The organism is Mycobacterium asiaticum, assembly GCF_001673365.1.
Lineage (GTDB): Bacteria > Actinomycetota > Actinomycetes > Mycobacteriales > Mycobacteriaceae > Mycobacterium > Mycobacterium asiaticum_A.
The window spans coordinates 52232-72931 of sequence record NZ_LZLS01000112.1 but is presented as its reverse complement, the minus strand read 5'-3'; the positions used below and the strand labels follow the sequence as shown (position 1 = coordinate 72931).

General features: G+C 65.5%; 14 protein-coding genes. 10 read left to right on the top strand and 4 right to left on the bottom strand.

The window, feature by feature from the left end; genetic code table 11:
* Positions 1-149: 149 nt before the first annotated feature.
* Positions 150-875, bottom strand: a complete 726-nt coding sequence (locus A5634_RS13050) for a hypothetical protein (protein ID WP_065144466.1) — start codon at positions 873-875, stop codon at positions 150-152.
* A 262-nt stretch (positions 876-1137) separates the two neighbouring features.
* On the opposite strand from A5634_RS13050, the gene A5634_RS13045 reads away from it, so the two are divergent.
* Complete coding sequence (locus A5634_RS13045; protein ID WP_253861584.1) at positions 1138-2340, top strand: mannosyltransferase; 1203 nt, start codon at positions 1138-1140, stop codon at positions 2338-2340.
* On the opposite strand, the gene A5634_RS13040 is transcribed toward A5634_RS13045, so the two are convergent.
* From A5634_RS13040 to A5634_RS13030, 3 genes are all read right to left on the bottom strand, one after another.
* Positions 2266-3705 carry a serine hydrolase domain-containing protein gene (locus A5634_RS13040; protein WP_065144471.1) on the bottom strand — a complete coding sequence of 480 codons (1440 nt, stop codon included), beginning with the start codon at positions 3703-3705 and terminating at the stop codon, positions 2266-2268. The genes A5634_RS13045 and A5634_RS13040 overlap by 75 nt on opposite strands.
* 59 nt (positions 3706-3764) lie before the next feature.
* Entirely contained in the window at positions 3765-5324 is a 1560-nt protein-coding gene (locus A5634_RS13035) for an alpha/beta fold hydrolase (RefSeq protein ID WP_081290398.1), read from the bottom strand.
* A 62-nt stretch (positions 5325-5386) separates the two neighbouring features.
* Complete coding sequence (locus A5634_RS13030; RefSeq protein WP_065144465.1) at positions 5387-5671, bottom strand: 4a-hydroxytetrahydrobiopterin dehydratase; 285 nt, start codon at positions 5669-5671, stop codon at positions 5387-5389.
* 25 nt (positions 5672-5696) lie between these two features.
* Here A5634_RS13030 and A5634_RS13025 point away from each other — a divergent pair, with 25 nt between their 5' ends.
* The 9 genes from A5634_RS13025 (at position 5697) to A5634_RS29940 (ending at position 20687) form a co-directional block, all read left to right on the top strand.
* Positions 5697-6092 carry a (deoxy)nucleoside triphosphate pyrophosphohydrolase gene (locus A5634_RS13025; protein ID WP_065144464.1) on the top strand — a complete coding sequence of 132 codons (396 nt, stop codon included), beginning with the start codon at positions 5697-5699 and terminating at the stop codon, positions 6090-6092.
* 119 nt (positions 6093-6211) lie between these two features.
* Complete coding sequence (locus A5634_RS13020; protein WP_065144463.1) at positions 6212-9862, top strand: nitrate reductase subunit alpha; 3651 nt, start codon at positions 6212-6214, stop codon at positions 9860-9862.
* A 2-nt stretch (positions 9863-9864) separates the two neighbouring features.
* Complete coding sequence (gene narH / locus A5634_RS13015) at positions 9865-11487, top strand: nitrate reductase subunit beta (RefSeq protein WP_065144462.1); 1623 nt, start codon at positions 9865-9867, stop codon at positions 11485-11487.
* Entirely contained in the window at positions 11484-12140 is a 657-nt protein-coding gene (gene narJ, locus A5634_RS13010; protein ID WP_065144461.1) for a nitrate reductase molybdenum cofactor assembly chaperone, read from the top strand. The genes narH and narJ overlap by 4 nt, the downstream gene beginning before the upstream one ends.
* Positions 12137-12868: a respiratory nitrate reductase subunit gamma gene (gene narI / locus A5634_RS13005; RefSeq protein ID WP_065144460.1), complete on the top strand. Its 732-nt coding sequence runs from the start codon at positions 12137-12139 to the stop codon at positions 12866-12868. The genes narJ and narI overlap by 4 nt, the downstream gene beginning before the upstream one ends.
* A gap of 150 nt (positions 12869-13018) precedes the next feature.
* A complete protein-coding gene (gene typA, locus A5634_RS13000) occupies positions 13019-14905 on the top strand; it encodes a translational GTPase TypA (RefSeq protein ID WP_065144459.1) in 1887 nt (628 codons plus the stop codon).
* A 55-nt stretch (positions 14906-14960) separates the two neighbouring features.
* Positions 14961-16880, top strand: a complete 1920-nt coding sequence (locus A5634_RS12995) for an ABC transporter family substrate-binding protein (protein ID WP_065144469.1) — start codon at positions 14961-14963, stop codon at positions 16878-16880.
* 224 nt (positions 16881-17104) lie between these two features.
* Positions 17105-19414 (top strand): PE family protein, encoded by a 2310-nt coding sequence (locus A5634_RS29945; RefSeq protein WP_065144458.1) that lies wholly within the window; start codon positions 17105-17107, stop codon positions 19412-19414.
* Positions 19415-19610: 196 nt separating this feature from the next.
* Positions 19611-20687, top strand: coding sequence for a PE family protein (locus A5634_RS29940; RefSeq protein WP_065144457.1), 1077 nt, complete (start codon positions 19611-19613; stop codon positions 20685-20687).
* The last annotated feature ends 13 nt before the right edge of the window (positions 20688-20700 follow it).

Here is a 20700-nt window from a genome sequence, read left to right as displayed (position 1 = left end):
TAGACCTCGCACTTTGCCCGAGCGCGGCAGCCGAAGTGACGACGACTGCGGCCAAACCTTTGGACAGACTCCAAGTGCTTGCCACGGTGTTTTCTCCCGGTTTCTTTAGTGGTGGGTCAGCCGTCTAACTGCAGGATCAGGGCCCGGAGTCAGGGAAGAGCCGCGAGCAGGGTCTGCGGGCCCGCGGGCGCGCCGGGGCTGGTCGGAGACAGGCCCGGAATGCTCGACGTCAGCCCCGGCAGCGCCGCCTGGGCAAGACCCGGGATCGCCGACGCCAGACCCGGAAGCGCCGATACGCCCGGAATCGAGGCCGCAGGCGCCGCGGGGGCGGTAGCCGCCGGAACCACCGGTGCGGTGACGCCCGGGATTGGGGTGGTCACGCCGGGAATGGACGGCACCGTTGCCGGAGCCGGTGCGGCCGCTGCCGGTGCGGCGAGGATCGGCGCGTTCACGCCGGGAATGGTCGGAACGGCCGCGGGTGCCGGCGTGGCGGGCGCAACCGGTGCGGTGATTCCCGGAATCGGGGTGTTCACCCCGGGAATGGACGGAACCGTCGCCGGCGCGGTGGCCGCGGCGGGGGCGGGGGCGGTGGCACCCGGGATGACCGACGGAAGGTTCAACCCACCCGGTGCTGCCGGGGCCGGGTCCGGTGCGCGCAGCACGCCCTGCGGCGCGGGCGGCGTGGCGCCCAGAGCAGTCGCGAGGTTCTGCAGAATCTGCGGCGCGTTGGCGGCGGAAGCGATCAGCTGCTGCGGAATGTTGGGTTGCGCCGGCGCGGGTGCCGGGTCGGCATGGGCGATACCGCCGGTAAGCAGTGCGGCAGACGAGCCGACCAGAACGGCGGCGGCTCGTACGTAAGTCCAAATGGTTGGCATGACTCTCCCTGGTTGTTGATTTGTGGCAGATCCCCCACAGGACCTGAAGCCGAAGCTATCGCGGTACAGAAGTGACTCAAGTGACACGTGTGGCATTTACGCGATCGTTATCGATACGAATGTGAGCGGTGACCGGCGACCTGGGAATCGTGACTGGGTCGTTATCCGGTGCGGTCTTCGGCGCGCGGCGGTCGCTAGAGTCGGTCGGATCGACACCATCTCGGCCGCCGCGGCGGCAACTTCCCCCCGACGGCGAACGCTCATGGCGCCCTTGTTGCTGATCGCCAGCATCGCCGCGCGGTTCGGCTGGACCTACCTGGCGCCTCATGGCGCAAACTTCGTCGATTTGCACGTGTATGTCGGCGGTGCGGAAGCCTTGAACCATCCCGGCACGCTGTACAGCTACGTCTACGCCGACCAGACACCGGACTTCCCGCTGCCCTTCACTTATCCGCCGTTTGCTGCGGTGGTGTTCTACCCGATGCACGTACTGCCGTTCGGGGTGCTCGCGTTCCTCTGGCAGGCGGCAATCGTGGCGGCACTGTACGGCGTGGTGCGGGTCAGCCAACGCCTGCTTGGTATCGCCGCCAATCGCCGCGCCGCGATGCTGTGGACGGCGGTCACCATCTGGATCGAACCCCTGCGCAGCAACTTCGACTACGGGCAGATCAACGTGTTCCTGGTGTTGGCTGTGCTGTGGGCGGTTTACACGACCCGATGGTGGTTGTCGGGACTGCTGGTCGGTGTCGCAGCGGGCGTCAAGCTCACCCCAGGGGTCGCCGGTCTCTATCTGCTGGGTGCCCGCCGGTGGTCCGCGGCTTTGTTCTCGTTCTCGGTTTTCCTGGTCACTATCGGGCTGTCGTTGTTCGTCGTCGGCGATCAGGCCCGCTACTACTTCACCGACCTGCTGGGAGACGCGCGCCGGGTGGGGCCCATCGCGACGTCGTTCAACCAGTCGTGGCGCGGCGCGATCTCGCGCATCTTGGGCTACGACGCGGGCTACGGCCCGTTAGTGCTGGCCGCGATCGTCGTGACGGCGGTCCTTGCCGTGCTGGCCTGGCGAGCGCTTGATGACGCTGACGCGCTGGGCAGGCTCCTGGTGGTCGAGTTGTTCGGGCTGCTGTTGTCGCCGATTTCCTGGACGCACCACTGGGTTTGGTTGGTCCCGCTGATGATCTGGCTAGTGCACGGTCCGCTGCGTAATCGCCTCGGCGCGAAGATATTCGGCTGGGGATGGTTGCTGCTCACGCTGATCGGCGTGCCATGGCTGCTCAGCTTCGCGCAGCCGACGATCTGGGTGATTTCCCGGCCCTGGTATCTGGCTTGGGCGGGGTTGGTCTACGTGGTGGCGACGATGGCTACCCTGGGCTGGATTGCCTCGACGCGGCGCCTACTCGCGCCGGAAAAGCCTGCCGTGGCTGCGAAACCAGATGATGTTGCCGACGGGGTCGCGGACGAAGTTTGATCTCGTGCCCACCGGTTTGCCGTTGGCGTCCAGGTCGAGTCCGTAGTCCGGCCGGTAGAAGACCAGACCCATCGGACTGGTGTCGGCTCCCGCGGTGCCGTCGCCCATGGCGCCGTCAAGTCGGCCGTCGCCAGCTCGAAAGTCGATGACCACGTGGGCGAGATCGCCGGACTCCGGGATGAATTCGGCGACGTAGCGGCCCTGGTAGGGCGCCAGCTCGGCGGGGCTGAGGTGCTGTGCGCTGGCGGGCAGATTGCCGACGTCAGCGAAGCGGCGCAGCGCCCAGTCGTCAGCGAACAGATCATTGTTAAGTGCCGCGCCACCTTCGGAATTGGTGAGCAGCGTCATCGCGAAGTTGCGCTCGGGCACCATGAAGAATCCCGACTTCTGCCCGTTCCAGGTGCCGCCGTGCTGGACAATGAGTTTGTCCTCGGCGGACGGCCGCAGCATCCACGCAACGCCCATGCCGTTGAGTTCAACTTGCAGCGTGCCACCGGCACCCGGATTGGAGCGCATCTGCTGCAGCGCTTGCGGACTCAATAGTCGGGTGCCGTTGGGCGCGGTGCCGTCGCCGAGGTGAAACCTGGCGTAGCGCAGTTGGTCTCGCACATTCGAGATCAATCCGCCGGTGGGGTTGCAGCTGCGCGGGAAGGCCCAGAAGTCGTTCTCCACAACGGGTTTGCCATCGACGACGTTGTGTGGCGTCGCCACACTCAGGCCGGTCAGTTGGTTGGAGAAGAAGTGGGTATGGCTCAGCTGCAGCGGGTCCAGAAGCAGGTTCTGCACAGCGGACTCGTAGGTCGAGCCGGCGATCACCTCGACGATCCGGCCTGCTATCGCCAAACCCGCGTTGTTGTAGGCGAATACGGTCCCGGGCGCATTGAGCTGGGGGAGCCGGGTCAGCGACGCGACGTAGCGAGCCAGCGCGTCGTCGCCGTCGCCGAAGTCCTGGACGTCGTCGCCCATCCAGCCCGAGGTGTGATTGAGCAACTGACGCACCGTTACTGTGGCGCTGACCACCGGGTCGGCGACCGCGAAGTCCGGCAAATACTTGCGCACCGGCGCGTCCAGGGTCACCTTGCCCTGGTCCACCAGTCGCATGATCGCGGTGCCAGTGAATGTCTTTGTGGTGGAACCTATCCGGAAGATAGTATCGCCGTCGACCGGTGCCGGGTGGTCGACATTGGTGACGCCGTAGCCCTTGATGTATTCCTGCCCGCCGACCCAGATCCCTACCGCCGCACCCGGAATCCCGTAGGCCTGCATGCCGGCGTTGATCTTGGCGCCGAGTTCGTTGAACGCAGCGTTGAGTCCGGCCGAAGATGGCGGTGCCGAAGAGGTTTTCGACGACGAACACGCCGGCAGAGCCAGCGCGGCCGTCCCCGCGGCAGCACTGCCCAGCAACGCCCGGCGGCTGAATGCGGTCACGGCGGACCAGGATTCACGGCGAACGGCGGCGGCAGGGTCGTCTTGACACAGCCGAGGTCGGGTTGCTGCGGGTTGTCGAAGAACGCCGCGATGACGGCGGCCCCGCACGGATCGGCGTATATCCCGTGCGCGACGCCTGGGACCGTCACCGAGATGGCATGCGGAAGGTGTTGGGCCACATATTGGCCCGAGGCCGCGCCGGTCTGTCCGTCGTAGCTGCCAGAGAGCGCCAGCGCCGGAAAAGCGGCATCACTGACGCCGCGCACCCACTCCGAGGCCTTGGGCACGTTCCACACCGCGCAGGCTTGGCGTAGGAACGGCAGTTGCGGTGCCTGGGCACGCACCGAATCGGGCAGTGCGGCGAAAGTCTGTCGGGCGGCGCGGAGTTGGTCGTCGACGGAGTCGAACGGTACCCATTCGCTGCACCAGATGCTCAGTGTCAGGCCCCAACCCATCGCCCCGACCTTGGCGGGGTTCGTCCAGGCCATCGACCATTGCTTGGCAATGCGCGTGGGGTTGCCGTGCGCGAGTTCGTCTATCGCGCCAGGCATTTCGGCGGGAAAGTGGGTCTCCAGTGGAACCATCCAGTTCAGTAGGGCACCGCCGTCGAGCACGATCTTGGTGTCGCCGACTCCTTCGACATTGACCGTCGTGGTCACCGGGTGCGCTTCGAGTTCGTTGACCAAACGGACGAAGGTATCGCCGAGGTTGGGGTAGCGCGACTGGCAGTCCGGTTGCATGGTGCAGGCGCTGATCATATTGTCGAACGCTTCCCGCGCGCTGCCCCACGTCCAACTCGGACTCGCGATCGACGGCGGCGTGGAGCCGTCGAGCACCATTGACCGGACGCTGCCGGCGTCCAACCGCGAGTAGATCAACGCCAGGTCGGTGCCGTAGGAGTGGGAGAACACATTCCACTGATTGACGTGTAAGGCGTTACGCAAGTCGATCAGGTCGTAGGCGCTCTCGGTCGAATTGAAGGCGGCCAGGTCGGCATCAGCGGCCAACCGGTCGTGGCAGCTTTTCGCGGCCGCGACGTACTCGTCGCCGGTGCTGGGCGCGTCGTAGACCAGACCTACTCGGCGGGCGAAGAACTTGTCGATCTCCGGGCAGGTCAGCGCGGGTTGAGAGGAGTGGTTGCCGCGTTGGGCGAGCAGGATCAGGTCGCGAGTGCGGTCCAGTCCAACGCCTTGGGCGAGCGGCGGATCCATGATCGCGTCCTCACCCGGACCGCCCGTGATGAAGACGATCGGGTCGGCGGCCGCAGGCTGGGTTTGCGCTGGGATGACCGCGACCGCGAGTCGCAGGGTGCGCCCGCCGGGCTTGGTGCGATTCTCCGGAACTACCAGCGTTGCGCAGTGGGCCCGCTGCAGTTCGGGCACCGGGTTTGGTACCGAGGGGCAGGGCGCTGGCTCGTACTTCGCGGGAGCGTGAGCGACGGTGGTCGGGGCGGCCGTGCCGGGTGTCGCGGGCGGGTCCGACGCATGTGTGCAGGCAGTGCCCGCGACCGCGAGCGTGACCGTAAGGGCCAACCGCAACGATCCATAGGGCGTCATCGCGGATCACCCTATCGTTGCGAACGCACCCCGGATGTGATTTTTCCCCGACGCGGCGCGGGTTAGCTTGCGACGATCCCGTCGATGTCGCGCGCCATCTCGAGGTCCTTCTCGGTGATACCACCCTCGGAATGCGTCACCAGTACGAAAGTCACGGTCCGCCAACGAATATCGATATCCGGATGGTGGTCCTTGGCTTCCGCGTGCTCACCCACTCGGCGCACGGCGTCGATGCCGGCCAAAAACGCCGGGAATTTGATGGAACGGCGCAAGGCACCGTCGACCCGCTCCCAATCGTCGAGTTCGGGCAGTGCGGCGTCTACTTGCTCATCGGTGAGAACAGCCATAACCCGACGGTATACCGTCACGCCCATGCCGACCGAGATCGTCGTCGCCGGCGCCATCATCTCCGGCGCAACGGTCCTGGTGGCGCAACGGCTTCGGCCACCAGAGTTGGCCGGGCGCTGGGAACTTCCCGGGGGCAAGGTCATGCGCGGTGAAACCGAACCCGCCGCGCTGGCCCGCGAACTGGCCGAAGAGTTGGGGCTGGCGGTCGACGACATAGTCGTTGATGAGCGCCTGGGCGTCGAGGTCGCGCTCAATGAGACCACCGCCCTGCGGGCATATCGCGTGCGCCTGCTGCGCGGCCAACCGGAGCCGCACGACCACCAAGCGCTGAGGTGGGTGACGGCCGCCGAACTGCACGAACTCGACTGGGTGCCGGCCGACCGCGCCTGGTTGCCGGACTTGGCCCGAGCTTTGCCCTGACGGATTACACAGTTCGTGTACAGCAAACATCCAGGGCCGTTGAAGGTTGCCGACGTCAACTGTTTAGTAGGGCAACTCAAACCACGCCCGCTGCCCGACTGATGACGAGGAGGTCGTCCTTGACTGTGACGCCGCAAGTCGGTGGACACCTCGAGGAACTGCTGGCACGGAGCGGGCGCTTCTTCACCCCGGGCGAGTTCTCTGCGGATTTGCGCACGGTCACCCGGCGCGGCGGCCGTGAGGGTGATGTGTTCTACCGCGACCGGTGGAGCCATGACAAAGTGGTGCGTTCCACCCATGGGGTCAACTGCACCGGGTCCTGCTCCTGGAAGATCTACGTCAAGGACGGGATCATCACCTGGGAAACCCAGCAGACCGACTATCCGTCGGTGGGTCCGGACCGGCCGGAATACGAACCGCGCGGCTGTCCTCGGGGCGCATCGTTCTCCTGGTACAGCTATTCGCCCACCCGGGTGCGCTACCCGTATGCCCGGGGGGTGCTGGTCGAGATGTACCGCGAAGCCAAGGCCCGCCTCGGTGACCCGGTGTTGGCGTGGGCCGATATCCAGGCCGATCCGCAGCGCCGGCGCCGCTATCAACAAGCCCGCGGCAAAGGCGGCCTGGTTCGGGTGAGTTGGGCCGAGGCGACCGAACTGATCGCCGCGGCCCATGTGCACACCATCAAGACCTACGGTCCGGACCGGGTAGCCGGCTTCACGCCGATACCCGCGATGTCGATGGTCAGCCACGCCGCCGGATCCCGGTTCATCGAATTGATCGGCGGCGTGATGACGTCGTTCTACGACTGGTATGCCGACCTACCGGTCGCCTCGCCGCAGGTATTCGGTGATCAGACCGACGTGCCCGAGTCCGGAGACTGGTGGGACGCCTCCTATCTCATGATGTGGGGCTCCAACGTCCCGATCACCCGCACCCCCGACGCGCACTGGATGGCAGAGGCGCGTTACCGGGGCGCCAAAGTTGTTGTGGTCAGCCCGGATTACGCCGATAACACCAAGTTCGCCGACGAGTGGATGCGTTGTGCGGCTGGCACCGATGGTGCGCTGGCGATGGCGATGGGCCACGTCATTCTCTCGGAATGCTATGTGCGCAAAGAGGTTCCATTCTTCGTCGACTATGTCCGCCGCTACACCGACCTGCCGTTCCTGATCAAGCTCGAGCGCCGCGGGGACACGCTGGTGCCGGGTAAGTTCCTGACTGCCAGCGATATCGGTGAAGAGGTCGAGAACGCGGCGTTCAAGCCGGCGCTGCTCGACGAGGTCACCAACCGTGTCGTCATTCCGCACGGCTCGCTGGGCTTCCGCTTCGGCGAGGACGGCGTCGGAAAGTGGAACCTGGACCTAGGTCCGGTGATTCCCGCATTGAGCGTCACCGGCAGCGATGGCGCGGAGCTCGTCGATTTGCCCAGCTTCGACACCGTCGATGGCCATGGCAGCACCGTGTCACGCGGTGTCCCGGTGCGCGTGGTGGGTGACTACCTGGTGTGCACAGTGTTCGACCTGATGCTGGCTCAATACGGGGTGGCACGGCCGGACCTGCCCGGCCAGTGGCCCACCGGCTATGACGATGTGACCCAGCAGAACACCCCGGCGTGGCAGGAGCCGATCACCGGCGTGCCGGCCGCACAGGCCATCCGCATCGCCAAGGAATTCGCCCGCAACGCCGAGGAGTCCGGCGGGCGGTCGATGGTCATCATGGGTGGCGGCATCTGCCACTGGTTCCACAGTGACGTGATCTACCGCTCGGTGCTGGCGCTGCTGATGCTGACCGGCTCGATGGGCCGCAACGGCGGCGGCTGGGCTCACTACGTCGGCCAGGAGAAGGTGCGCCCACTGACTGGGTGGCAGACGATGGCCAATGCCAGCGACTGGATACGTCCGCCGCGGCAGGTGCCGGGCGCGTCGTATTGGTATGCGCACACCGACCAGTGGCGCTACGACAGTTACGGCGCGGACAAGCTGACCAGCCCGGCGGGTCGTGGCCGGTTCGCCGGCCGACACACCATGGACCTGATGGCCTCGGCGACGGCGATGGGCTGGAGTCCGTTCTATCCGCAGTTCGATCGGTCCAGCCTCGACGTGGCCGACGAGGCAGCCCAAGCCGGCCGCGACGTCTCCGACTACGTCGCCGAGCAACTCGCGCAACGCAAGCTGAAACTTGCGGTCACCGATCCGGACAATCCGGTGAATTGGCCTCGGGTACTTAGCGTTTGGCGGGCGAACCTGATCGGATCGTCGGGTAAGGGCGGCGAGTACTTCCTGCGCCACCTGCTGGGCACCGACTCCAACGCACAGCCCGCCGTCGAGGATCTTCCGGAGGGCAAGCTCGATCTGATGATGTCGATCGACTTCCGGATGACGTCGACGACGTTGGTGTCTGACGTGGTGCTGCCCGCCGCGACGTGGTACGAGAAGGCCGACCTGTCCAGCACCGACATGCACCCCTACGTGCACGCGTTCAGCCCGGCTATCGACCCGCCGTGGGAAACCCGTTCGGACTTCGACGCTTTCGCATCCATCGCACGTACGTTCAGCGCGCTGGCCCACCGGCACCTGGGCACCCGTAGCGACGTGGTGTTGACCGCACTGCAGCACGACACTCCCGACGCCATGGCCTATCCCGATGGGACCGAGCGCGATTGGCTGCAATCGGGTGAGGTGCCGGTGCCGGGCAGGACGATGAGCAAGCTCACCGTGGTCGAGCGCGACTACGCCGCGACCTACGACAAGTGGGTGACGCTGGGTCCGCTCGTCGACGAGTTCGGCCTAACTATCAAGGGTTATACCGTCCACCCGTTCCGCGAGGTCAACGAGTTGGCCGCAAAGTTCGGTGTAATGAATTCCGGTGCGGCCGTTGGTCGTCCGGCGATCACCACCGCACAGAGGATGGCCGACACGATCCTCGCCCTGTCCGGCACCTGCAACGGTCGGCTTGCCGTCGAGGGTTTCCTCGAACTGGAGAAGCGCACCGGGCAGCGGCTGGCCCACCTGGCCGAAGGCAGCGAGGAACGCCGCATCACCTACGCCGACACCCAGGCGCGTCCGGTCCCGGTGATCACCAGCCCGGAATGGTCTGGCAGTGAGACCGGCGGGCGGCGCTACGCGCCCTTCACGATCAACATCGAACACTTCAAGCCGTTCCACACATTGACCGGACGGATGCATTTCTACCTCGCGCACGACTGGATCGAGGAGATGGGCGAGCAACTGCCCGTCTACCGACCGCCGTTGGACATGGCGCGGCTGTTCGATCAGCCGCAGCTCGGGCCGTCCCTGGATGGTTCCGGAGGGATCGGCCTTACCGTCCGATATCTGACGCCGCACTCGAAGTGGTCATTCCACTCCACCTATCAGGACAACCTGTACATGTTGTCACTGTCGCGTGGTGGCCCGACGATGTGGATGAGTCCGGGCGATGCGGCGAAAATCAATGTGCGCGACAATGATTGGGTTGAAGCGGTCAACGTCAACGGCATCTACGTGTGCCGGGCTATCGTTTCGCACCGGATGCCCGACGGCGTGGTGTTCGTCTACCACGTGCAGGAGCGCACCGTGGACACGCCGCGCACCGAGACCAACAACAAGCGCGGTGGCAACCACAACGCACTGACCCGGGTCCGCATCAAGCCCAGCCACCTGGCCGGCGGCTACGGGCAGCATTCCTTCGGGTTTAACTATCTGGGACCAACCGGCAATCAGCGTGACGAGGTGACCGTGGTGCGTCGCCGCAACCAGGAAGTGACGTACTGACGATGAAAGTCATGGCACAAATGGCGATGGTGATGAACCTCGACAAATGCATTGGCTGCCATACCTGTTCGGTGACCTGCAAGCAGGCCTGGACCAATCGCCCAGGAACCGAGTACGTGTGGTTCAACAACGTCGAAACCCGCCCGGGCGTGGGCTATCCGCGCACCTACGAGGATCAGGACCGGTGGCGCGGGGGATGGGTGCGCGACGAAAAGGGCCGGCTGCGGCTGCGCGACGGCGGCCGCATCCAGAAGTTGCTGCGCATCTTCGCCAATCCCAACCTGCCCACCATCTCCGACTACTACGAGCCGTGGACCTACGACTACGAGAACCTGACCCAGGCCCCGGCCGGGGACACCTTCCCGACCGCCGCGCCCAAGAGCTCGCTCACCGGCGAACCGATGAAGGTGTCGTGGGGTCCGAACTGGGACGACAATCTAGCCGGCTCAACCGAAATCGTGCCCGATGACCCGATTCTGAAAAAGGTCAGCCAGGAGGTGAAGCTCAAGCTCGAAGAGACCTTCATGTTCTACCTGCCGCGGATCTGCGAGCACTGCCTGAACCCCTCGTGTGTGGCGTCCTGCCCATCGGGCGCGATGTACAAGCGCAGCGAGGACGGCATCGTGCTGGTCGACCAGGACCGCTGCCGCGGCTGGCGCATGTGCGTGTCCGGATGTCCTTACAAGAAGGTGTATTTCAACCACAAGACCGGAAAAGCCGAGAAGTGCACCCTGTGTTATCCACGCATCGAAGTCGGGCTGCCGACGGTGTGTTCGGAAACCTGTGTGGGACGGTTGCGATACCTGGGGTTGGTGCTTTACGACGTGGACCGGGTCACGGAGGCCGCCGCCGTGGAGCGCGACGTCGATCTGTATGAGGCGCAACGCCAAATCCTGTTGGACCCCAACGACCCCGAGGTGATCGCCGGCGCGCGGGCGGAGGGAATTTCCGACGAGTGGATCGATGCCGCCCAGCGCTCGCCGGTGTATGCGTTGATCAACACCTATCGGGTGGCGCTGCCGCTGCATCCGGAATACCGCACCATGCCGATGGTTTGGTACATCCCGCCGCTGTCCCCGGTGGTCGACGCGGTCAGCCGTGAGGGACACGACGGCGAGGATCTCGGCAACCTCTTCGGTGCCCTGGACGCGTTGCGCATCCCGATCCAGTACCTGGCCGAGCTGTTCACCGCGGGTGACACCGGCGTCGTGGCGGGCGTGCTGCGGCGGCTGGCCGCGATGCGGTCCTACATGCGCGATATCAACCTGGGCCGCGAAACCCAACCACACATCGCCCATGCCGTCGGGATGACCGAAGAACAGATCTACGACATGTACCGTCTGCTGGCGATCGCGAAATACGAAGAGCGCTATGTCATTCCGACGGCCTACGCGGCGGATCTGCCGGACAAGGGGATGGCCGAGGAGACGGGATGTTCGTTGTCGTTCGAGGGTGGACCGGGCATGTACGAGTCCGGCCCGTTCGGTGGCGGCAGCGGCGCACCGGTGCCGGTCGCGGTCGAGACCTTCCACGGAATGCGTCAACGGCAGATCAACCTGCTGAACTGGGACGGCAGCGGTAAGCCCGCGAGCCTGTTCCCGAACTCAGAGCGGGTCAAGCGATGAAGCTGCGCGGCCGGGGCACAGAACGTGTGAATGTCATGCAGGACCGTCTGGTCTGGCAGGCCGTCTCGTTGCTGCTGGCTTACCCGGACGCGGAGTTGGCGCAGCGGCTCGACACCGTCGAGGCCTTGCTGGTACACATCCGCGGATCCGCAGCGGTCCTGCTGGGGCAGACAGTGGTGGAACTGCGTGCGCTCGAACCAATGGCTGCCGCAGCGCATTACGTCGAAATCTTCGATATGCGTCGACGTGCCACGATGTACCTGACGTACTGGACGGCCGGCGACACCCGCAACCGCGGTCGCGAAATGCTTGCGTTCGCAACCGCATACCGGAATGCGGGCGTCGAGCCACCGGCCAAAGAGGCGCCCGATCACCTGCCCGTGGTGCTCGAGTTCGCCGCCACCGTCGACCCGAAAGTCGGACGCACCCTGCTGGCCGAACACCGCGTGCCGATCGACGTGCTGCGCACCGCGCTGGCGGAGGCCAAGTCACCCTATGCACCCGCGGTGGTGGCGCTGTGCGACACGCTGCCGGTGACCACCGATCAGGATCTACGCCGGGCACAGCGCCTCGCCGATGCCGGTCCGCCCGCGGAATCTGTTGGTCTACAACCATTTACCTTGACAGTTCCACCCAGGCGAGGCACGGCATGAAGCTGATCGAGATCTTCTGGGACGACATTCCCTACGTCGTGCTGGCCGTTGTCGTCGTGGGCACCTGGTGGCGCTACCGCTACGACAAGTTCGGCTGGACGACACGCTCGTCGCAGATCTACGAGTCGCGGCTGTTGTCGATCGCAAACCCGTTGTTTCACTTCGGCAGTCTGGCCGTAATCATGGGTCATGTTGGGGGACTGCTGGTTCCGGAATCGTGGACCCGGGCGATTGGGATGAAAGACCATCTCTACCATCTGCAGGCGTTGTGGCTGGGCATACCCGCCGGCGCGGCCACCCTGTTGGGCATCAGCCTGTTGATCTACCGGCGGCGCTCCCACGAAGCCGTGTCGAAGGCCACCACCCGCAACGACATGTTGATGTATGTAGTGCTGACGTGTGCGCTGGTGGCCGGGATGAGTTGCACCCTGATGGGCGCCACACACTTCGGGGAATTGCACGACTACCGGCAGAAGGTGTCGGTCTGGTTCCGGTCGATCTGGATCCTCGACCCACGCGGGGACCTGATGGCCCACGCCGCGCTGGTCTACCAGATACACGTCTTCATTGCGCTGATGTTGTTCGCGCTGTGGCCGTTCACCCGGCTGGTGCACGCCTTCAGCGCGCCGTTCGCCTACCTGTTCAGGCCCTACATCGTCTACCGCAGCCGCGACGTGGCAGACAAGCACCAGTTGGTCGGGTCGGCCCCGCGCCGCCGCGGCTGGTGAGGCCTGGTAATAGGTGTTGATTCTGCGCTGGCGGTGGACGCTACTCGCACTTTTTCGCCGTAGCCGCAGAGTCAATCCGGGTGCGATGCGACATCGGCGCCGCATGCCTCAGTTCGCCTTTGACCGGCCCTCACTGCCACAATCACCGACGTGCCATTCCGCAATGTCGCCATCGTCGCGCACGTCGACCACGGCAAAACAACCCTGGTAGACGCGATGCTGCGGCAGTCCGGCGCCCTGCACGAGCGCGGTGACCTGCAGGAACGCGTCATGGACAGCGGCGACCTGGAGCGGGAAAAGGGCATCACCATCCTTGCCAAGAACACCGCGGTACACCGTCACAACCCCGACGGGACCGTCACAGTAATAAATGTCATAGACACTCCGGGCCACGCCGACTTCGGCGGCGAGGTAGAGCGTGGGCTGTCCATGGTGGACGGGGTGCTGCTGCTGGTCGACGCGTCCGAGGGCCCGCTGCCGCAGACCCGCTTCGTGCTGCGCAAGGCGCTGACCGCGCACCTGCCGGTAATCCTCGTCGTCAACAAGACCGATCGCCCCGACGCCCGCATCACCGAAGTCGTCGATGCCAGCCACGACCTGTTGCTCGATGTCGCCTCCGATCTGGACGACGAAGCCGCCAAGGCGGCCGAGCATGCGCTGGGACTGCCGACGCTGTATGCGTCCGGGCGCGCCGGCATCGCCAGCACCACTCAACCCGCCGACGGCCAGGCGCCGGACGGCGACAACCTCGACCCGCTGTTCGAGGTGCTGATGGAGCACATCCCGGCTCCGTCGGGCGATCCAGAGGCGCCGCTGCAGGCGTTGGTCACCAACCTGGACGCGTCGGCCTTCCTCGGCCGGCTCGCACTGATCCGCATCTACAACGGCAAGCTGCGCAAGGGCCAGCAGGTGGCGTGGATGCGGGAGGTGGACGGGGTGCCCGTCATCACCAACGCCAAGATCACCGAGTTGTTGGCCACCGAGGGAGTCGAGCGCAGCGCGACGGACGAGGCGATAGCAGGAGACATCGTCGCGGTCGCCGGGCTGCCGGAGATCATGATCGGTGACACGCTGGCCGACCCCGACCACGCTCATGCGCTGCCGCGTATCCACGTCGACGAGCCGGCCATCTCGGTCACCATCGGCACCAACACCTCCCCGCTGGCCGGGAAGGTGTCCGGGCACAAGCTGACCGCACGCATGGTCCGCAGCCGGCTGGACACCGAACTGGTGGGCAACGTGTCCATCCGCGTCGTCGACATCGGCCGTCCCGACGCGTGGGAGGTGCAGGGCCGCGGCGAGCTCGCGCTGGCCGTGCTCGTCGAGACCATGCGTCGCGAAGGATTCGAACTCACCGTCGGCAAGCCGCAGGTGGTCACTCGCACCATCGACGGCAAGCTGCACGAGCCGTTCGAGGCGATGACCATCGACTGCCCCGAGGAGTTCGTCGGCGCCATCACCCAGCTGATGGCCGGCCGCAAGGGCCGGATGGAGGAGATGACTAACCATGCCGCCGGATGGGTTCGGATGGACTTCATCGTGCCCAGCCGCGGTCTGATCGGCTTCCGGACCGACTTCCTTACTCTCACCCGGGGCACCGGCATCGCCAACGCCGTGTTCGACGGCTACCGGCCGTGGGCGGGGGAGATCAGGGCCCGGCACACCGGCTCGCTGGTGTCGGACCGCACCGGGGTCATCACGCCGTTCGCGCTGTTGCAGCTCGCCGACCGCGGCCAGTTCTTCGTCGAGCCCGGCCAGGACACCTACGAGGGCATGGTGGTGGGGATCAACCCGCGCCCCGAGGACCTCGACATCAACGTCACCCGGGAAAAGAAACTGACCAACATGCGCTCGTCGACCGCCGATGTCATGGAGACGCTGGCCAAATCGCTGGAACTCGACCTGGAACAGGCCATGGAGTTCTGCGCGGCCGACGAGTGCGTCGAGGTGACACCCGAGATCGTCCGCGTCCGCAAGGTGGAGTTGGACGCCACCTCCCGCGCCCGCAGCCGTTCCCGCGCCAAGGCTCGGGGTTAGTTTGGCCGCGCGTCGGGCGCTCGCGAGCCTGCCCGGCAAACGCCTCGATACCCTGATGGGCGTGCTGCATCGGGCCCGCCACGTGTTGCTGGCGCTTGGCGTGCTCGTCGCGGCCATCGGCCTGGTGCTGTCGGGCTGCACGGTAAGTCCGCCGCCCGCGCCGCAGAGCACCGACACACCGCACAGCACGCCCCCGCCGCCGCAGCGCCCGACCCAGATCATCATGGGTATCGACTCGATCGGGGCGGGATTCAATCCGCACCTGCTGTCGGACCTGTCCTCGGTGAACGCGGCAATCAGCGCACTGGTGTTACCGAGTGCGTTTCGGCCGGTCCCTGATCCCAATTCGGCGACTGGGTCCCGCTGGGAAATGGACCCGACGCTGCTGGTGTCGGCCGAGGTGACCAGTGAGAACCCGTTCACCGTGACCTACAAGATCCGGCCGGAGGCGCAGTGGACGGACAACGCGCCGATCGCCGCTGACGACTTCTGGTATCTGTGGCAGCAGATGGCCACCCAGCCCGGCGTGGTCGATCCGGCCGGCTATGACCTGATCACCTCGGTCCAATCGCTGGAGGGCGGCAAGCAGGCCGTCGTCACGTTCGCACAGCCCTACCCGGCCTGGCGTGAGTTGTTCTACAACCTGCTGCCCGCGCACATCGTCAAAGACGTGCCCGGCGGGTTTGCGGCCGGGCTCGCCCGCGCGCTGCCCGTCACCGGCGGGCAGTTCCGGGTGGAGAACATCGACCCACAGCGCGACGAGATCCTGATCGCCCGCAACGACCGCTACTGGGGCCCACCCGCCAAACCTGGGTTGATCCAGTTCCGTCGGGCCGGCGCCCCGGCCGCCCTGGCCGATTCGGTGCGCAACGGCGATACCCAGGTGGCGCAGGTGCACGGTGGTTCGGCCGCGTTCGCCCAGCTTTCGGCGATTCCCGACGTGCGGACCGCCCGGATCGTGACGCCGCGGGTCATGCAGCTGACGCTGCGGGCCAACGAGCCCAAGCTGGCCGATGCTCAGGTCCGCAAGGCGATCCTGGGGCTCGTCGACGTCGACCTGCTGGCCGCCGTGGGGGCGGGCAGTGACAACACCGTCACCCTGGCCCAAGCGCAGATCCGCTCACCCAGCGACCCGGGTTACGTGCCGACCGCGCCGCCCGCGCTGAGCAGAACGGCCGCGCTGGGACTGTTGGAGGCGTCCGGCTACCAGATCGAAAGCAGCACATCGGTCTCCCCGACACCCGCCGGAACCACCACCACGCCAGTCAGCACCGGCCCACCGGAAGTGATCCACGGCCAGGTGAGCAAGGACGGCAAGCAGCTGACGCTGGTCATCGGGGTCGCCGCGAACGACCCGACCTCGGTGGCCGTCGCCAACACCGCCGCCGACCAGTTGCGTAACGTCGGCATCGCAGCGAGCGTGCTCGCGCTGGATCCGGTGACGCTGTACCGCGACGCGCTGAAAAATCATCAGGTAGACGCGCTGGTCGGCTGGCATCAGGCCGGCGGAAACCTGGCGACGTCGTTGGCTTCGAGGTTCGGGTGTCCCGCGCTGCAAGCGAGCCTGCAAACGACTGAGGTCCCGACACCCAGCACTCCGACGACCACGTCGTCGACCACCGCTGGGCCCGCAGGCAGCACGACGCAAGCCGCACCGTCGACCGCGTCGCCGCCGCCGACTCCCACTCGGCCGCCGGAGCCCGGCGCGCTGGTCAAGGCGCCGTCAAACCTCACCGGCATCTGCGATCGCAGCATCCAGTCCAACATCGACGCCGCACTCGCCGGCACCAAGAGCATCAACGACGTAATCACCGCGGTGGAGCCGAGACTGTGGAATATGTCGACCGTGCTGCCCATCCTGCAGGACACCACGATCGTTGCCGCCGGCCCGAGCGTTCAGAACGTCAGCCTGACCGGCGCAGTGCCGGTCGGCATCGTCGGCGATGCTGGCCATTGGGTCAAAATCGGTCAATAGGTTCGAATTCTGCAGCCTCGCAGACTATTACGGACTGATTTCGCGGCTTTTCCGGACCCACCGCGCCAGCGTGCCGGGCAGTCATTGGGCTTGTGACAAATTGTTATGAAAATCCAGGTTTGGAAATCGCTTGTGCGGTCAACCCCCGCGATACGCTCAAGCGGGGGTGGGCACCTGCTCGGGCCGGGGTAGCCAGCACTGGTCATGCGGGTAAGGGGTCCGAGATGTCATTTGTATTTGTTGAACCGCAGCTAATGGCAGCGTTCGCAACGAATCTGTCCAATATCGGTTCGGCGGTCAGCGCTGCCAATGCGGCAGCCGCTTCGTCGACAACCGGCGTGCTTGCCGCGGCGGCCGACGAAGTCTCGGCGGGCATAGCCGCCCTGTTCTCCGAGAATGCGGCGGGGTATCAGCGCATCAGCGCGCAGGTCGCTGCATCCTATGAACAGTTCATCTCAGCGGTCGGCGCCGGCGCCAATGCCTACGCGGCGGCCGAGTCGGCTACCGCGCAGACCTTGGCGAATGGTCTTGCCGCACCGGCCTTGTCGATCGAGGGATTCGGTGAGGCATATGCCGGCTTCACGGCCAACCTGGTCAACGCGGAAGTGGCGTTCAACCAGAACCTGGTCGGTGCCCAAGTCGCGTTGCGACAGGCCATTTTTGGCAGCGGCAACGCGCTGTCCGGCGCGGTCGATGCTGGACTCAACGTTTTCAACTCCTTCGTGGGCGGCGGCCAGCAGGCGGTCAATCTGCTACTCGGAGCGCAGGTTCCGGCGGACTTCAATGCGAGTTTCACCATCAACAGCGCCCTGGATGCCAACGCCGGACTGGGCGGTCTCACCGGCGCGTTCAGCGGCGGATTCTCCGGGCTGGGAGCGCAGCTCAACGCCGCGCTGTCGGGCAATCTCGGCGCAGCGCTGCCGGACCTGAACGGATTCGTGGTCGCGGGTAATCAACTGATAGCCAACGCAAATGCGGGTCTGGCTGCCCTCAGCCAGACCGGTGGCAACCTGGCGAGCAGCTTGAATGCGAGTCTGGCCAATTTTGCGCAAACCGGCGGGTCGCTGGCCGGCAACTTCAATGCGGCACTGTCGGGGCTCGGCTTCGACGTGAACCTGCCGAACCTCACCGGCGCCTTCGGTGCGAATCTGCCTGCATTGGTGGGCAATTTCAACACCGCGCTGAATGCGGGGCTGTCCGGGTTGGAGACGCAGCTCGGTGCCGCCCTGAACGGAGCGTTGTCAGGAAACCTGACTGCCGGGCTACCAAACTTGGCCGCGCTGACGCAGACTGGCGCCACATTGGCGGGCAATTTCAACACCGCTTTGAATGCCGCGCTGTCCGGCCTGGCCGGCGGCTTCGGACTGAGCCTGCCTGCCTTGGTCGCCAACTTCACCGGTGGCCTGCCGGGACTGAGCACGCAACTCAGCACTGCCCTCAACGCCGCCCTGTCGGGCAACTTCGCTGGCGGGCTGTCCGGCCTTCCCGGCTTGCAGACCCTGACAGCCAATTTCAATGCTGCGCTGTCGGATCTCACCGGTGGCCTCAACGTGAACCTCCCCGGCCTGGCCGGTAATTTGAGTGCCGACCTCACCGGCCTGAATGCTCGACTCAACGCTGCGGTCAACGCCAGCTTGAATGGTGACTTCACCGGCATAAATGCGTTGGTGGACGAGGCATTTGGATTGCCGACCCTCGCGGTGGACCAGGCTGGGGCTCTGCAGGCCGGGCTGCTGACCAACTTCGTCAACGGGCAGTTGGCTTTCAACCAGAACCTGGTCGCTGGTGAACTGGCTCTGCAGCAAGCTCTGTTCGGCAGCACCAACGCCTTCAACGGCGCCATCAACCACGGCTTCAACGCCGTGAACCTATTGGTAGGCACCGGCGAACAGCTGGCCAACGTGGCGCTGGGTGCGGAGATGCCCGCAGACTTCACCACCAGCCTCGTCATCGGCAGCTCGCTGGAAACCGGCATCCCGACCGGCGGTCTGCTCGGCGCGGTGGAGCAGGTGTTGCTGGTCAACAGTGCGCTCACCGGCGACACGTCGCTGCTGACCCAATTCGGTGATCTCAGAGCGGCTTTGACCGGCAACCTGGTCAGCGGCCAGCTGGCGTTCAACGAACAACTTCTCGCCAACGAGATCGGGTTGCAGCTAGCCCTGTCCGGTACCAGCAGCCCACTCAACGGTGCGTTGAACAACTTCGGCAACATGATCAACTTCGCGGTCGGCGCGGGCCAGCAGACGGTCAACGTCCTGTTGGGCGCAGAGATGCCGGCCGACTTCTTCGGCAGCCTCGAACTCAACGGCGCCGGAGACATCTTCGGAGGGTTGCAGGGCGGGGGTCTGCTCCGCGCCTTCGAGGAGAAGTGGCTGTTCGACGCGGCACTGCTGAGCCTTTTCACCGTCCCGATTCAGTCGGTCCTCACCGGCGACCTGCCGAACCTGCTGACCGACTTGGGCGCGGCCCTGACCGGCGGCGTCAACGGCGGCGTCACCGGCACCGTCACGGTCGAGGGAGAGATCGGCGACTAGGCTGCGCGAACGCAGTAGCCGCTGGGCGAACTGCGGCAAAATTCTCCAACGCGGTTCATAGAAAAGCCCCACGCGACACCGGCGGTCTCGCTACGCTCGGACCGTCGCAACTTAGCGAGTCAGTTCGCGCCTGGCCGGGGGGCCGCATGGCGTGGCGCTGAGGATAAGACGCGGGATAAGACGTGGGGAGTACGTGATGTCCTTTTTGACGACGGCACCGGAGTTTGTCGCCTCGGCCGCGATGGACCTGGCCGGTATCCGGTCGGTGATCGGTGCGGCTAACGAGGCGGTGGCCGCGACGACGACGGCGGTACTACCGGCGGGTGCCGACGAGATTTCAGCTGCGGTCGCGCAATTGTTCGGCGCGCACGGCCAGGCATATCAGGCGCTCAGTGCCCAAGCCGCGCAATTCCACGAGCAGTTCGTGCAGATTATGAGATCGGCTGCCGGTGCGTATGCCGGCGCGGAGGCCGCCAATGTCGCACCGCTGCAAGCGCTTGCGGCCGCAGGGACCCCGCTACAGCAGTTGGAACAGATGCAGGTCGAGTTCAACACGAATCTGGTGGCCAACGAATTAGCCTTCAACAAAGCGCTATTGACCAACGAGGTGGCCCTGGAGCGGCAGTTCTTCGGCACCGACAGTGCCCTCAACGGTGTGCTCAACCGTGCCTTCAACACCGGAAACCTGTTCGTAGGTACCGGCCAGCAGGCGGTGAACCTTTTCTTCGGTGCGCCGGTGCCGGCCAACTTCACTTCCAGCCTGTTGCTCGGTTCCGGAGCGCAAGCGTTTAATGGCGGCCAAATCGGTGGTCTGGTAGGTGCTTTCGATCAAAGTCTGATGGTTCCGGGCAATCTGCTCGGCCTGGCCGGCGTCAACGTGCCGGGACTGCCGGCCGATCCGTTCCGGCAGCTGGAACAGATGCAGATCGGATTCAACACCAGCCTGGTGAACAACCAAATGGCGTTCAATCAGGCACTGGTGACCAACGAGATTGCGCTGGAACGGCAGTTCTTCGGCACCGACAGTGCGCTCAACGGGGTGCTGAACCGTAGTTTCAACGCGGGGAACCTGTTGCTCGGCACCGGTCAGCAGGCGGTGGATCTGTTCTTCGGTGCGCCGGTGCCGACCAACTTCACGTCCAACTTGCTGCTCGGTTCCGGAGCGCAAACCTTCAATGGCGGCGAAATCGGCGGCCTGGTAGGCGCTTTCGACCAGGGTCTGATGGCGGGCGTGGACGCCGTCGGCCTGGTCACCGAGCCGTTTACCGCCTGAGCAGACTGGGCGC